Raw genomic sequence first — 13,770 nt, 5'->3', positions numbered from 1 at the left:
ATTTTATGAAACACGCTTTTGGGGGCCTGCGCTTTGCCGGGGTTCCTTCAAGTGCCTGACGGAGGCGGACAGCCTGTTTAGCTGTTACGCCCGTGGCGACTATGCAAGACACATTGAGAATCACCGAAGTTTTCTACTCGTTGCAGGGTGAAACGCGGACTGCTGGCCTGCCCACTGTTTTTGTGCGCCTGACCGGTTGCCCTCTGCGTTGCCAATACTGCGACAGCGCCTACGCGTTCACCGGCGGAACCATTCGCACGCTCGACGACATCCTCGAGCAGGTCGCAGGGTTTCGCCCGCGATACGTCTGCGTCACGGGCGGCGAGCCCCTGGCACAGCCCAACGCCATTCCCTTGCTCAAGCGCTTGTGTGACGCCGGTTACGAAGTGTCACTGGAAACCAGTGGCTCTATCGATATCTCGGCAGTAGATTCCCGGGTCAGTCGCGTTGTCGACCTGAAAACCCCGGGTTCGAAGGAAGCACACCGCAATCGCTACGAAAATATTGAGCTGCTCACGCCCAACGATCAGGTGAAGTTTGTCATCTGCTCGCGGGAGGACTATGACTGGTCCGTTTCCAAGCTGATCCAGTACGGTCTTAACCTGCGTGCCGGTGAAGTCCTGTTCTCGCCAAGTCACCATGATCTCAATGCTCGGGATCTGGCGGACTGGGTGGTGGCGGACAACCTGCCAGTGCGTTTGCAATTGCAGTTGCATAAATATCTATGGAATGACGAGCCGGGGCGCTGAAATGACTGAACAACTGAACACTCCTGAAAAACGTGCGGTCATCCTGCTGTCCGGTGGCCTGGACTCGGCGACCGTCGTGGCCATGGCCCGTGCCGAAGGCTACAGCTGCTACACCATGAGCTTTGATTACGGTCAGCGCTCTCACGCCGAACTGCACGCCGCCGAGCGTGTAGCGCGAGACCAGGGTGTGGTCGAGCACAAGGTGATCGGCCTGAACCTGAACGGCATGGGTGGCTCGGCGCTGACCGACAGCAGCATCGATATTCCGGAAGAGTTGGGTGAGGGCATTCCGGTGACTTACGTGCCAGCGCGTAACACGGTGTTCCTGTCCCTGGCCCTGGGCTGGGCAGAAGTGCTCGGCGCCCGGGACATCTTCATCGGCGTCAATGCGGTGGATTACTCCGGTTACCCGGACTGCCGTCCCGAATTCATCGAGTCGTTCGAGCGCATGGCCAACCTGGCAACCAAAGCCGGCGTGGAAGGCAATGGCTTCCGCATCCAGGCACCGCTGCAAAACCTCAGCAAGGCGCAGATCGTCCAGGCCGGCGTTAAGCTTGGCGTGGATTATGGTCTGACCGTTTCCTGCTATCAGGCCGACGATGAAGGCCGTGCGTGCGGCAAGTGCGACAGCTGCCGACTGCGTGCAGAAGGCTTTGCGGCGGCCGGAATCAGCGATCCAACCCCTTATTTTTGATTTATTTCAAAATAGGTGTTGAATAGTCCTTAAAAATCAGTATTATACGCGCCACCACACAGCGGGTCGTTAGCTCAGTTGGTAGAGCAGTTGGCTTTTAACCAATTGGTCGTAGGTTCGAATCCCACACGACCCACCATTTTTGGCGGTTTAGAAAATCCGGAAGGCCCACGCAAGTGAGGATTTCCGGGTTTTTTTTTGCCCGCGATTCAAGTCAGCCCCGCAGCGGGCTGCTGCGCATGACGCAGGTCAGAATCACCTTTTGCATCCGTCGGATATTCTGTAGCCTTGCGCAGCTTCAACGCTGTCCGTGCCTGATGAATACTCACTTTCCCGGCGGTACCCTGAAGGGGCCGGAGCCGGGTGTATACTCGACTTTCGCGCGAATGCGCCTGCAGGTCTTGCGAACATGACGCAAATTTCCGAACGCCTTCTGGTTCAAGCCCACCTCGACGCCAAACAGCCCAAGCCGCTGACCGCCGATGAAGAGGCTTATTACCGTGCTGCCATCGCTGCCGAGCTCAAGGCTCAGGACGCGGTGCTGGTGGCCCACTTCTATTGTGACCCTGTGATTCAGGCGCTGGCCGAAGAGACGGGCGGTTGTGTCTCCGACTCGCTGGAAATGGCCCGTTTCGGCAACGCCCATCCGGCCAAGACCGTGGTCGTCGCCGGCGTGAAGTTCATGGGTGAGACCGCCAAGATCCTCAACCCGGAAAAACGCGTGCTGATGCCGACGCTCGAAGCGACTTGTTCGCTCGACCTGGGTTGCCCGGTGGACGAATTTTCTGCGTTCTGCGATCAACATCCGGAACGCACGGTGGTGGTGTATGCCAACACTTCGGCTGCGGTAAAGGCCCGAGCGGATTGGGTGGTGACTTCAAGCTGTGCGCTGGAAATCGTCGAAAGCCTGATGGACAACGGCGAGACCATCATCTGGGGCCCGGACAAGCACCTGGGGACCTATATCCAGCGCCAGACCGGTGCCGACATGCTGCTGTGGGACGGTGCCTGCATCGTTCACGAAGAGTTCAAGTCCAAGCAGCTTGAAGACATGAAGGCGCTGTACCCGGATGCGGCGATTCTGGTGCACCCGGAGTCGCCGACATCGGTGATTGAATTGGCCGATGCCGTGGGTTCCACCAGTCAGTTGATCGCGGCGGCACAGAGCCTGCCGAACAAGACGTTGATCGTTGCGACCGACCGCGGCATTTTCTACAAGATGCAGCAGCTGTGCCCGGACAAGGTCTTTATCGAAGCCCCAACGGCGGGTAACGGCGCGGCGTGCCGCAGTTGTGCACATTGCCCGTGGATGGCCATGAACACCCTTGAGCGCACGCTCAAGGCGTTGAAGGAAGGGTCGAACGAGATCTTTGTCGACCCGGCACTGATTCCGCAGGCGATTCGCCCGCTCAAGCGCATGCTTGATTTCACTCAGGCGGCGCGGATGAAGCTGGCCGGTAACGCCTGAGGTCTGTCAGGTAAGTCGTAAAAACTGTGGGAGCGGGCTTGCTCGCGAAGAGGGTGAATCAGTCGACATCTAGGTTGGCTGAGGCACCGCTTTCGCGAGCAAGCCCGCTCCCACATTGTTTTGCGCAAGCCCGGATTACTTGGTCTTCTTCGGAATCCGCACCAGTTCGGTATTTGAATAGATGTCATGCCAGCTGCGCTTCTGCTTGTCGAACAGCGACCAGAAGAATCCCAAGCCAACACACAGCAGCGAGGCAATCGACACCACAAAGCGCAGCAGCGCCTGCCACAGGCTGATGGACGAGCCGTCGGCATTCTGCACGCGGATGCACCAGACCTGCATGCCCAGCGTCTGACCGGACCAGGTCCAGAATTTGGCGAAGAAGCCGAACAGTACGAACAACAGCACTGTGGAGAGCAAGGGATCGCCGTCCAGCGCACCGGCTTCGGTCAGTGTGCGCATCCTTTCTTCGCCGATGATCGCCATCTGGATCATCTTGTAGATGCCGCTGGTGACGATCAGCAGGGCGGTGCACAGCAGGAAATCATAGAACATGGCTGCCAGGCGACGACCGAGGCCAGCGGCAGGAAAGTCGCCCTGGGGAGTAAGCAGGTGTTTCGACATGGCAGGCTCTCGGTGAAAAAAAGAAGCCATTTTACGGATTTACGCGCACAAAAAAGCCCCTGATGTCAGCATCAGGGGCTTTTTCGTTACAGAAGATTAGGCTTCTGCTTGTACTTCGTCAGCCTGCATGCCTTTCTGGCCCTGCACGGCGATGAAAGTCACTTTCTGGCCTTCTTTCAGGCTCTTGAAGCCGTTGCCCTGGATGGCGCGGAAATGCACGAACAGATCCGGACCGCTTTCAGGAGTGATAAAACCAAAACCTTTCTCGTCGTTAAACCACTTGACGGTACCGCTCTGACGTTGGGACATTTCTTATTTCCTTTGACGCAAAAAATTAATGACAGTCTCCTTCTCATGAAAGAGTACTGGGGCTGGTTGCAGGAGAGTAAGAAGACGTCGAACGGGATGTAGCTAACTTGTAGGCTACTGCCCAGGTCACGATTCCAAGCGACCCATGCAAACACAGTGAACAAACTCTACGCCAACTACGGGAGAAAAAACAAGCCCTGTGAAGGCCCCGTATTTCCTCAGGTTGATGGCAAAGTAAGTCCACTAGCGGGGCCTTATTCCCTGGTCTTGTTCAGTTGTTTTCGATCGTTATAAGCAAAGTTCATAATCGAAGCTTATAGCCAAACGATGCACTGTTATATGGCGGTTGCGTTACACATTAATGCACCGTTAACGCAACCGCGTTACTTATAGGAACATTCAATCAGCCGCGATAGTAGCGTTGTGGAACAAATGGCATTTTGCTTACAAGCAAAGGCACCTTTTTCCCACGAACGATCGCCCAAACCGGTGTGTCCAGTGCGATGTAAGCGCTGTCGACGTAACCCATGGCCAGCGGACCGCCCAGGGTCGGCCCGAAACCGCCGCTGCAGACGCTACCGATGATGTCGCCGGCTTCGTTGACGATCTCGGCGCCTTCACGCACGGGGGTACGTTCCTGTGGTAACAGACCTACACGTTTGCGGTTCACGCCTGCCTGTTGCTGGGCGAATACGGTTTCGGCGCCAGGGAAGCCGCCGGCCCGTGCGCCATCAGCGCGACGTGGCTTGGAGATCGCCCACAGCAGGCTTGCTTCGATCGGGGTGGTGTCGGTGTTCATGTCGTGGCCGTACAGGCACAGGCCGGCTTCCAGGCGCAAGGAGTCACGAGCGCCAAGGCCGATGGCGGCCACTTCGGCTTCAGCCAGCAGCGCACGAGCCAGGGCTTCGGCACTGGCGGCGGGTACGGAAATTTCGAAACCGTCTTCACCGGTGTAACCCGAACGGCTGACAAAGCAGTCCACGCCCAGCAGCTTCACGCGGGCGAACTGCATGAAGGTCATCTTTGCAACTGTAGGGGCCAGGCGTGCCAGCACGGTCACGGCAGCCGGGCCTTGCAGGGCGAGCAGAGCGCGCTCTTCGAACAGCGGCTCGATCGTGCACTGGTCGCCAATGTGCTTGCGCAGGTGGGCCAGGTCCTGGTCCTTGCAGGCGGCGTTGACCACCAGGAATAGTTCGTCGTTACCCAGGTTGGCGACCATCAGGTCGTCGAGGATGCCGCCCGTCGCATTGGTGAACATGGCGTAGCGCTGCATGCCCACCGGCAGGTCGATGATGTCCACCGGCACCAGGGTTTCCAGGGCCTTGGCGGCATTGGCGCCGGTCAGGCGGATCTGGCCCATGTGCGAGACATCGAACAGCCCGGCCTGATCACGGGTGTGCTGGTGTTCTTTCATCACGCCCAGCGGGTACTGGACGGGCATGTCGTAGCCGGCGAACGGCACCATGCGCGCGCCGAGTTCGATGTGCAGTGCGTGCAACGGGGTTTTCAACAGTTGTTCGGTGGACATATTCAGCTCCTGAAGAAGGGTGCAGATGAGCGCGCATCAGCACTCGATAATGTTGACCGCCAAACCGCCACGGGCGGTTTCCTTGTATTTGCTTTTCATGTCGGCGCCGGTCTGGCGCATGGTGCGAATGACCTTGTCGAGGGAGACGAAGTGTTGCCCGTCGCCGCGCAGGGCCATGCGCACGGCATTGATGGCCTTGACCGAGCCCATGGCGTTGCGCTCGATGCAAGGCACTTGCACCAGCCCGCCAATCGGGTCGCAGGTCAGTCCGAGGTTGTGTTCCATGCCGATTTCCGCGGCGTTCTCCACTTGTTGCACAGTGCCGCCAAGCACTTCGCACAGGGCACCGGCGGCCATCGAGCAGGCGACGCCGACTTCGCCCTGGCAGCCGACTTCGGCGCCGGAGATGGAGGCGTTTTCCTTGTACAGAATGCCGATGGCCGCGGCGGTCAGCAGGAATCGCACCACGCCGTCGTCATTGGAGCCCGGGATAAAGCGCATGTAGTAGTGCAACACCGCTGGGATGATCCCCGCTGCACCATTGGTGGGCGCCGTTACGACGCGCCCGCCGTTGGCGTTCTCCTCGTTGACCGCCAGGGCGTAGAGGTTGACCCAGTCGAGCACCGACAGCGGGTCGCGCAACGACGATTCCGGGTTCTTGCACAACTGCCGATGCAGCGCGGCGGCCCGGCGCTTGACCTTCAGCCCGCCGGGCAGGATGCCTTCATTACGGCATCCGGCGGCGACGCAGTCCTGCATCACTTGCCAGATTTTCAGCAGGCCGGCGCGGGTTTCCGCTTCCGGGCGCCAGGCGCTTTCGTTGGTCAGCATCACCTGGCTGATCGACAGCCCGTATTTGACGCAATGACCGAGAAGATCCTTGGCACTTTTGAACGGAAAGGTCAGGGGGGTGGCGTCTTCGACGATGCGATCGGCGCCGGCGGCGTCCTCATCGACCACAAAACCGCCGCCGACCGAGTAGTACTCGCGGCTGCGGATCTGCAGGCCCGCCGCGTCGAAGGCGCGAAAAATCATGCCGTTGGGGTGATAGGCCAACGGTTTGCGAATCATCGCCAGGTGTTCTTTCTCGTTGAACGCAATGCTGTGTTCGCCGAGCAGGTTCAAGCGGCCGTTGCTGCGAATTTCTTGCAGGCGCACAGCGACGGTTTCTGTATCCACGGTGTCCGGGTGTTCGCCTTCCAGGCCCAGCAGCACAGCCTTGTCACTGCCGTGGCCTTTGCCGGTGGCGCCGAGCGAGCCGTACAGCTCAACCTTGACGCAGGTGGTGGCCGTCAGCAGCCCTTCACGGCGCAGGCCTTCGACGAAACGCACAGCGGCGCGCATCGGGCCGACGGTGTGGGAGCTGGAGGGGCCGATGCCAATCTTGAACAGGTCGAACACGCTTAACGACATGGTGGTTCTCCGGTTTCTTGTTATTGAGGCAGCGGCAAGCAGCAAGCTACAAGCCGCAAGTTGAAAGCCGATCAGCTCTTTCTTGCAGCTTGAGGCTTGTAGCTTGTAGCTGCTTTAAGCGTAGCTTTCGATCGACGGGCAGGCGCAGACCAGGTTGCGGTCGCCGAACACGTTGTCGACGCGACCGACCGGTGGCCAGTACTTGCCTTCGATCAGCGACGCAACCGGGTACACCGCTTGCTCACGGCTGTACGGGTGCGACCACTCGCCCACCAGCTCCTTGGCGGTGTGCGGGGCGTTTTTCAGCGGGTTGTCGTCCTTGTCCAGGGTGCCGTTTTCCACTGCGCGGATTTCTTCGCGGATGCGGATCATGGCGTCGCAGAAGCGGTCCAGTTCTTCCTTGGATTCGCTTTCGGTCGGCTCGATCATCAGCGTGCCGGCTACCGGGAACGACATGGTCGGCGCGTGGAAGCCGAAGTCGATCAGGCGCTTGGCGACGTCATCGACGCTGATGCCGCTGCTGTCTTTCAGTGGACGCAGGTCGAGGATGCACTCGTGCGCCACCAGGCCGTTGCTGCCGGTGTACAGCACTGGATAGTGCTCTTCGAGGCGACGGGAAATGTAGTTGGCATTGAGGATCGCCAGCTGCGAAGCACGCTTGAGACCCGCGCCACCCATCATACGAATGTACATCCAGGTGATCGGCAGAATGCTCGCGCTGCCGAACGGTGCCGCGCAAACGGCGCCTTCCTTGCGCTCCATCTGTGCGTGGCCCGGCAGGAATGGTGCCAGGTGCGATTTCACACCGATCGGGCCGACGCCCGGGCCGCCACCGCCGTGGGGGATGCAGAAGGTCTTGTGCAGGTTCAGGTGCGAAACGTCGCCGCCGAACTTGCCCGGGGCGCAGAGGCCGACCATGGCGTTCATGTTGGCGCCGTCGATGTACACCTGGCCGCCGTTGTCATGAACGATGCCGCAGATTTCGCGGATGCCTTCTTCGAACACGCCGTGAGTCGACGGGTAGGTGATCATCAGCGCGGCGAGGTGTTCGCGGTGCTCGATGGCTTTGGCGCGCAGGTCTTCGATGTCGACGTTGCCACGGGCATCGCAGGCGGTGACGACCACGCGCATGCCGGCCATTTGTGCGGTGGCCGGGTTGGTGCCGTGGGCCGACGACGGGATCAGGCAGATGTCGCGACGGTCTTCGCCACGGCTCTGGTGGTAGGCACGGATCGCCAGCAGACCTGCGTATTCACCCTGGGAGCCGGCGTTCGGTTGCAGCGAAACCGAGTCGTAGCCGGTGGCAGCGCAAAGCATTGCTTCCAGTTCGTCGGTCAGTTGCTGGTAGCCGGCGCTTTGCTCGGCCGGGGCGAACGGGTGCAGGGCGCCGAACTCGGCCCAGGTCACCGGGATCATTTCGCTGGCGGCGTTGAGTTTCATTGTGCACGAACCCAACGGGATCATGGTGCGGTCCAGCGCCAGGTCCTTGTCCGCCAGTTTGCGCAGGTAGCGCATCAGCTCGGTTTCCGAGTGATAGCGGTTGAACACCGGGTGGCTGAGGATCGGCGACTGACGCACCAGCGCAGCCGGGATGGCGCTCTGCACCGAGGCGGCGAGGGCGGCGAAGTCTGGCAGGGCCTTACCGTCGGACAGCAGGCTCCACAGGGTTTCCACGTCGGCCTGAGTAGTGGTTTCGTCCAGGGACAGGCCCAGGCGCTCGCCATCGACCACGCGCAGGTTGATGCGCTGGGCGTGTGCCTTGTCGTGCAGGGCCGCGGTTTGCGCGCCGGTCTTCGCGGTCAGGGTGTCGAAGAAGCTCGCTTGCTCGACGTTCAGGCCCAGTGCGCTCAAGCCTTTGGCCAGGATCGCAGTCAGGTGATGCACGCGATTGGCGATCTGCGTCAGGCCTTTTGGACCGTGGTACACGGCGTACATGCTGGCGATGTTGGCCAGCAGTACTTGCGCGGTGCAGATGTTGCTGGTGGCTTTCTCGCGACGGATGTGTTGCTCGCGGGTCTGCATGGCCAGGCGCAGGGCCGGGTTGCCGAAACGGTCTACGGAAACACCGACCAGACGGCCCGGCATGTCACGCTTGAACGCGTCCTTGGTGGAGAAGTACGCCGCGTGTGGGCCACCGAAGCCCAGCGGCACGCCGAAGCGTTGTGCACTGCCGATGGCCACGTCAGCGCCGAATTCGCCCGGCGCGGCCAGCACGGTCAGGGCCAGCAGGTCGGCAGCCACGGCAACGAGGGCGTTGGCGGCGTGGAAGCGTTCGGTCAGCTCGCGGTAATCGAACACGTCACCGTTGCTCGCCGGGTATTGCAGCAGCGCGCCGAAGAATGGCGTCACGTCAGTCAGTTCGTGCTCGTCGCCAACCACCACGTCGATGCCCAGAGGCTCGGCACGGGTGCGCAGTACGTCAAGGGTCTGCGGGTGGCAATGCACGGAGGCGAAGAAGGCGTGGCTGCCCTTGTTCTTGCTCAGGCGTTTGCAGAAGGTCATGGCTTCGGCTGCGGCGGTGGCTTCGTCGAGCAGCGAGGCGTTGGCGATCGGCAGGCCGGTGAGGTCGCTGATCAGGGTCTGGAAGTTCAGCAGCGCTTCGAGACGACCCTGGGAAATTTCTGGCTGGTACGGGGTGTAGGCGGTGTACCAGGCCGGGTTTTCCAGCAGGTTGCGCAGGATCGGCGACGGCGTGTGGGTGCCGTAGTAACCCTGGCCGATGAAGGTCTTGAACAGCTGGTTTTTAGTCGCGATGGACTTGATCAAGGCCAGGGCATCGGCTTCGCTCAAGCCGTCTTCCAGGCCGAGGACGCTGGTGCCCTTGATGCTGTCGGGAATCACGCTGGCGCTCAGGGCTTCCAGGGAGTCAAAACCGAGGCTGTTGAGCATGGATTGCTCGTCACCGGCGCGCGGGCCGATGTGACGGGTGATGAATTCGTTGGCGGTAGTCAGATTCACTTGGGTCATGTCAGCGCTCCTCAGGCTTCGGCTTGGGCTTTGATCAGGCGGTCGTAGGCGTCCTGATCCAGCAGTTGGGCGACAGCCGAGGCGTCGCTTGGCTGGAAGCGGAAGAACCAGCCTTCGCCCAGCGGATCTTCGTTGACCAGCTCAGGGCTGCTGTCCAGCGCCGGGTTCACTTCCAGCACTTCGCCGTCCAGCGGCATGTACACGCCGCTTGCAGCCTTTACCGATTCCACGGTGGCGGCTTCGGCGCCTTTGTCGTAGGACTGCAGCTCAGGCAGTTGAACGAAAACCACGTCGCCCAGGGCGTTCTGTGCGAACGCGGTGATGCCGACCGTAACGCTGCCGTCAGCTTCGGTGCGCAGCCATTCGTGATCTTCAGTAAAACGCAACTCGCTCATGGAAACTCCTAAGGGGCCAGACTCGTCTGGTGGACGCGATTGAATGCTTGGGCAATGCCCGGGTTATGGGGGAGTACATAGCAAGAACGCGGCCAACGTTGTTTTTATTCTTATTGATCAATGATTTAGGTGGTTTCGACAAAGGCTGAAATTCAATCGTTGTAGCGAAATCGATACGGCATATGTCAAGGATGAAAGCCGAGGTGGATCAAAGCCTTGCACAGCCGTGATCGGAGAGGGGTGTAGCGATATCGTTCCGCTGTAGCGCTTTCAGTACAGATTGAGGTCGTTTTTGGCGCGGTTTTTCGGATGACGGAGGAATCTGTAGGAGCGAGCCTGCTCGCGATGAGGCCATGTCAGTCGACATCAATGTTGAATGTCACACCGCTATCGTCGGAACGCCGCCCGGAGCCGGCTCGCTCCTACAGTTGTTCGGTGTCAGGCCTCAGGCTTTGTTGGGAATCCCATACTTGCGCAACCGATGGGCAATCGCCGTGTGGGAGGTTTGCAGGCGGGTCGCCAGTTGCCGGGTCGAGGGATAGCTGGCGTAGAGTTTTTCCAGCAGGGTTTTCTCGAATTCATCCATGGCCTGTTCCAGGCTGTCGACGTCATGGTCGCTCTGGCGCGCTACCGAGGTGCCGGCGATGTCGAGGTCGCCGATGTCCACCAGGCTGCTTTCGCAAATCGCCGCTGCACGGAAGATCACGTTCTGCAATTGCCGCACGTTGCCCGGCCAGCGGTTGCCCAGCAGCGCCGGATAAGTGCCTGGCGCCAGGCGACAGATTGGTCGCTGGATCTGCGCACACGCTTGCTGCATGAAGTAGCGGGCCAGCAGCAGGATGTCCTGGCCGCGTTCGCGCAGGGGCGGAACTTCGACGTTGAGGACGTTGAGGCGATAGAACAGGTCTTCGCGGAACTGCCCTTCGCTGACCATTTTTTCCAGGTCGCGGTGGGTGGCGCTGAGGATCCGCACATTGACTTTGACCTCACGGTCACCGCCGACCCGGCGAAAACTGCCGTCGTTGAGGAAACGCAGCAATTTGGCCTGCAAGTACGGCGACATCTCGCCGATTTCATCGAGAAACACCGTGCCCTGGTTGGCCAGTTCCATCAACCCCGGCTTACCACCCCGTTGTGCGCCGGTGAAGGCACCAGGGGCGTAGCCGAACAGTTCACTTTCGGCGAGGTTCTCCGGCAATGCCGCGCAGTTCAACGCGAGAAAGGGTGAACTGTGCCGGGCGCTGATGGCGTGGCAGGCGCGGGCCACCAGTTCCTTGCCGGTGCCGGTTTCGCCCTGGATCAACAACGGTGCATCGAGGGCCGCCACACGCTGGGCGCGCGTCTTGAGGGTGCGGATCACCGGGGACTCGCCGAGCAGGGCATCGAAACCTTCGGCGTGGTCATGGTGCAGCGCGGAAAGGCGTTCGCCGATGCGGTTCGGTTGGTACAGGGTCAGCAGGGCACCGGCGTCGGTGATCGGAGTGGCGTCGAGTAACAAAGTCTGGCCGTTGACGGTGATTTCCCGCAGCGGCAGGCGAAAGCCGTGTTCGAGCAGGGCGTCGAGCAAGGCCGGGTCGGCAAACAGGTCGCCCACGCTTTCACCGTCCGGTTCGCGGCCGTACAGGGCGATCAGGGCCGGGTTGGCCAGCAGCACCTTGCCGTCGCTGTCCAGTGCCAGTACCGGGTCGGTCATGGCAGCAAGCAACGCGTCGAGCTGCAAGTGCCGGCGCTGGCCGGGCAGGATGTCGACCACCGTCACCGCTTGCACGCCACGCACGCTGAACAGGGCATCGCGCAGTTCCTCGAGGACTTGCGCGCTCAGGGTCGGGGCATCGATATAAACATTGGGCGGGACCATTTCCACCGCATCCAGGTTCAGATTGCGCCCGCCGAGCAGGGCCAGGACTTCCTGGGTGATACCGACGCGGTCGATGAAACTGACGTGGATACGCATGGGGCGGTTTTGGGTTCTGCAGTGCGAAGGGTGGCAAGTATGCCTTGGGGCGGGCTAATGGTGAAATTTTGAAACGGATTTGCAAGTGCCCACCGAACCAATGTGGGAGCGGGCTTGCTCGCGAAAGCGTCGTGTCAGACACCATCGTTGGCGACTGATACACCGCTTTCGCGAGCAAGCCCGCTCCCACAGGTACAGCTTCCACTTGGAGACTGGATTACTCCAGGTGCTCGGGTTTGACCGGGTCGCCCGATTTCATGTTCAACTGCACCCGCACGTCTTCGAACATTTTGTCGTAATGCTTGTGGACCGAACCGATGTTGCTATGGGTTTTCGGGATGCCGTGCTTCTCGGCAATCTTGGTGACGTTGCTGGCGAAGTTGTAGGCCATGTCCTTGGGCAGGAAGAACGACTCGCTCATGTCCTTGTTCTGAATGCTGCCGTGCATCTTGAACAGCATCCCTTTGCCTTCCTTGGGATCCTGGCTGACTTCATAGTCGAGGTAGATGTTGTAGCTGACGTCATCCTTGTTCAGCGCGTGTCGCTCGATGTGCAGGTGACCCGGCTCGAACGTTGCCATTGTTGACTCTCCTTCAAAAGATCTTGAATCAGGACAGGCCTCAGGCCTGCCCCGCAGTTTCGTTTATTGATAGCTGATGCCCGGTGTCGCCGTACTGATGCGCGTGCCGGCCTTGCCCTGGACGATCGCTTCGATGTCTGCGAGCGAGCCGATCACCGCCACTTTTCCAGTATGGCGCGCGAATTCGCAGGCTGCCTGCACCTTCGGTCCCATGGAGCCGGCGGCGAAGCCGAGTTTTTCCATTTCGTCGGGGTGTGCCTGGGCAATGGCTTTCTGCGTGGGTTTGCCAAAGTCGATGAACGCGGCGTTGACGTCGGTGGCGATCACCAGCAGATCGGCTTCAAGCTGTTCGGCCAGCAGCGCCGAGCACAGGTCCTTGTCGATGACCGCTTCGACGCCCTCGAGTTTGCCGGGCGAGGTATACATGGTCGGAATGCCGCCACCGCCGGCGCAGATCACGATGCTGCTTTTTTCCAGCAGCCATTTGATCGGACGGATTTCGAAGATGCGTTTGGGTTTCGGGCTGGCGACCACGCGACGGTATTTGTCGCCGTCCGGGGCAATGGCCCAGCCTTTCTCTGCAGCGAGTTGTTCCGCCTCGGCCTTGCTGTAGACCGGGCCAATGGGTTTGGTAGGGTTTTTGAAGGCCGGGTCATTGGCATCGACTTCGACCTGGGTCAGCAGGGTCGCGAAGGGCACTTCGAAGTCCAGCAGGTTGCCCAGTTCCTGTTCGATGATGTAGCCGATCATGCCTTCGGTTTCGGCACCGAGCACGTCCAGCGGATAGGGCGAAACCGAGGTGTAGGCCGCCGCCTGCAATGAGAGCAGGCCGACCTGAGGGCCATTACCATGAGCGATGACCAGTTGGTTGCCGGGATGGATCTTGGCGATCTGTTCGGTGGCGATCCGGATGTTGGCGCGCTGGTTGTCAGCGGTCATGGGTTCGCCCCGGCGGAGCAGGGCATTACCGCCCAGAGCAACGACGATACGCATGGTGCTAGTCCTTCTAAAAGAGAAGTCACAAACAACTCGATCTCCCGGTTGGAATCGGGCCAGTGTGGGAGCGGGCTTGCTCGCGAAGACGGAGCG

At 60.4% G+C, this 13,770-nt stretch carries 12 protein-coding genes and 1 tRNA gene; 4 read left to right on the top strand and 9 right to left on the bottom strand.

Features of this window, described 5'->3' with window-relative positions; translation table 11 throughout:
• Positions 1-101: 101 nt before the first annotated feature.
• The 4 genes from queE (at position 102) to nadA (ending at position 2,911) form a co-directional block, all read left to right on the top strand.
• Complete coding sequence (gene queE, locus AC1DVE_RS18360) at positions 102-749, top strand: 7-carboxy-7-deazaguanine synthase QueE (RefSeq protein WP_150754451.1); 648 nt, start codon at positions 102-104, stop codon at positions 747-749.
• A 1-nt stretch (position 750) separates the two neighbouring features.
• On the top strand, positions 751-1,443 hold the full coding sequence (gene queC, locus AC1DVE_RS18355; protein WP_223459520.1) for a 7-cyano-7-deazaguanine synthase QueC: 693 nt from the start codon (positions 751-753) through the stop codon (positions 1,441-1,443).
• Between the two features lie 63 nt (positions 1,444-1,506).
• Positions 1,507-1,582, top strand: a tRNA-Lys gene (locus tag AC1DVE_RS18350).
• A gap of 270 nt (positions 1,583-1,852) precedes the next feature.
• Positions 1,853-2,911 (top strand): quinolinate synthase NadA, encoded by a 1,059-nt coding sequence (gene nadA, locus AC1DVE_RS18345; protein ID WP_095942772.1) that lies wholly within the window; start codon positions 1,853-1,855, stop codon positions 2,909-2,911.
• A gap of 135 nt (positions 2,912-3,046) precedes the next feature.
• Here nadA and AC1DVE_RS18340 read toward each other — a convergent pair whose 3' ends face one another.
• The 9 genes from AC1DVE_RS18340 to arcC all read right to left on the bottom strand — a co-directional run bounded on the left by AC1DVE_RS18340 (position 3,047) and on the right by arcC (position 13,674).
• A complete protein-coding gene (locus tag AC1DVE_RS18340; protein WP_057713522.1) occupies positions 3,047-3,535 on the bottom strand; it encodes an RDD family protein in 489 nt (162 codons plus the stop codon).
• Between the two features lie 96 nt (positions 3,536-3,631).
• Positions 3,632-3,844, bottom strand: a complete 213-nt coding sequence (locus AC1DVE_RS18335) for a cold-shock protein (RefSeq protein ID WP_007977299.1) — start codon at positions 3,842-3,844, stop codon at positions 3,632-3,634.
• A 403-nt stretch (positions 3,845-4,247) separates the two neighbouring features.
• On the bottom strand, positions 4,248-5,372 hold the full coding sequence (gene gcvT, locus AC1DVE_RS18330) for a glycine cleavage system aminomethyltransferase GcvT (RefSeq protein WP_223459516.1): 1,125 nt from the start codon (positions 5,370-5,372) through the stop codon (positions 4,248-4,250).
• 36 nt (positions 5,373-5,408) lie between these two features.
• Positions 5,409-6,785 (bottom strand): L-serine ammonia-lyase, encoded by a 1,377-nt coding sequence (locus AC1DVE_RS18325; RefSeq protein WP_223533558.1) that lies wholly within the window; start codon positions 6,783-6,785, stop codon positions 5,409-5,411.
• Positions 6,786-6,899: 114 nt separating this feature from the next.
• Positions 6,900-9,752, bottom strand: coding sequence for an aminomethyl-transferring glycine dehydrogenase (gene gcvP, locus AC1DVE_RS18320; RefSeq protein WP_477784107.1), 2,853 nt, complete (start codon positions 9,750-9,752; stop codon positions 6,900-6,902).
• A gap of 11 nt (positions 9,753-9,763) precedes the next feature.
• Positions 9,764-10,147: a glycine cleavage system protein GcvH gene (gene gcvH / locus AC1DVE_RS18315; protein ID WP_008047373.1), complete on the bottom strand. Its 384-nt coding sequence runs from the start codon at positions 10,145-10,147 to the stop codon at positions 9,764-9,766.
• 445 nt (positions 10,148-10,592) lie between these two features.
• A complete protein-coding gene (locus AC1DVE_RS18310; RefSeq protein WP_223459510.1) occupies positions 10,593-12,101 on the bottom strand; it encodes a sigma-54-dependent transcriptional regulator in 1,509 nt (502 codons plus the stop codon).
• A 217-nt stretch (positions 12,102-12,318) separates the two neighbouring features.
• Positions 12,319-12,681, bottom strand: coding sequence for a DUF5064 family protein (locus tag AC1DVE_RS18305; protein WP_223458028.1), 363 nt, complete (start codon positions 12,679-12,681; stop codon positions 12,319-12,321).
• A 63-nt stretch (positions 12,682-12,744) separates the two neighbouring features.
• Positions 12,745-13,674 carry a carbamate kinase gene (arcC, locus tag AC1DVE_RS18300; protein ID WP_150726702.1) on the bottom strand — a complete coding sequence of 310 codons (930 nt, stop codon included), beginning with the start codon at positions 13,672-13,674 and terminating at the stop codon, positions 12,745-12,747.
• Positions 13,675-13,770 lie beyond the last annotated feature (96 nt).

Source organism: Pseudomonas sp. P4_B4, assembly GCF_056402255.1.
The sequence above is the reverse complement of the archived record's forward strand: the minus strand, read 5'-3'. Positions and strand labels throughout refer to the sequence as shown.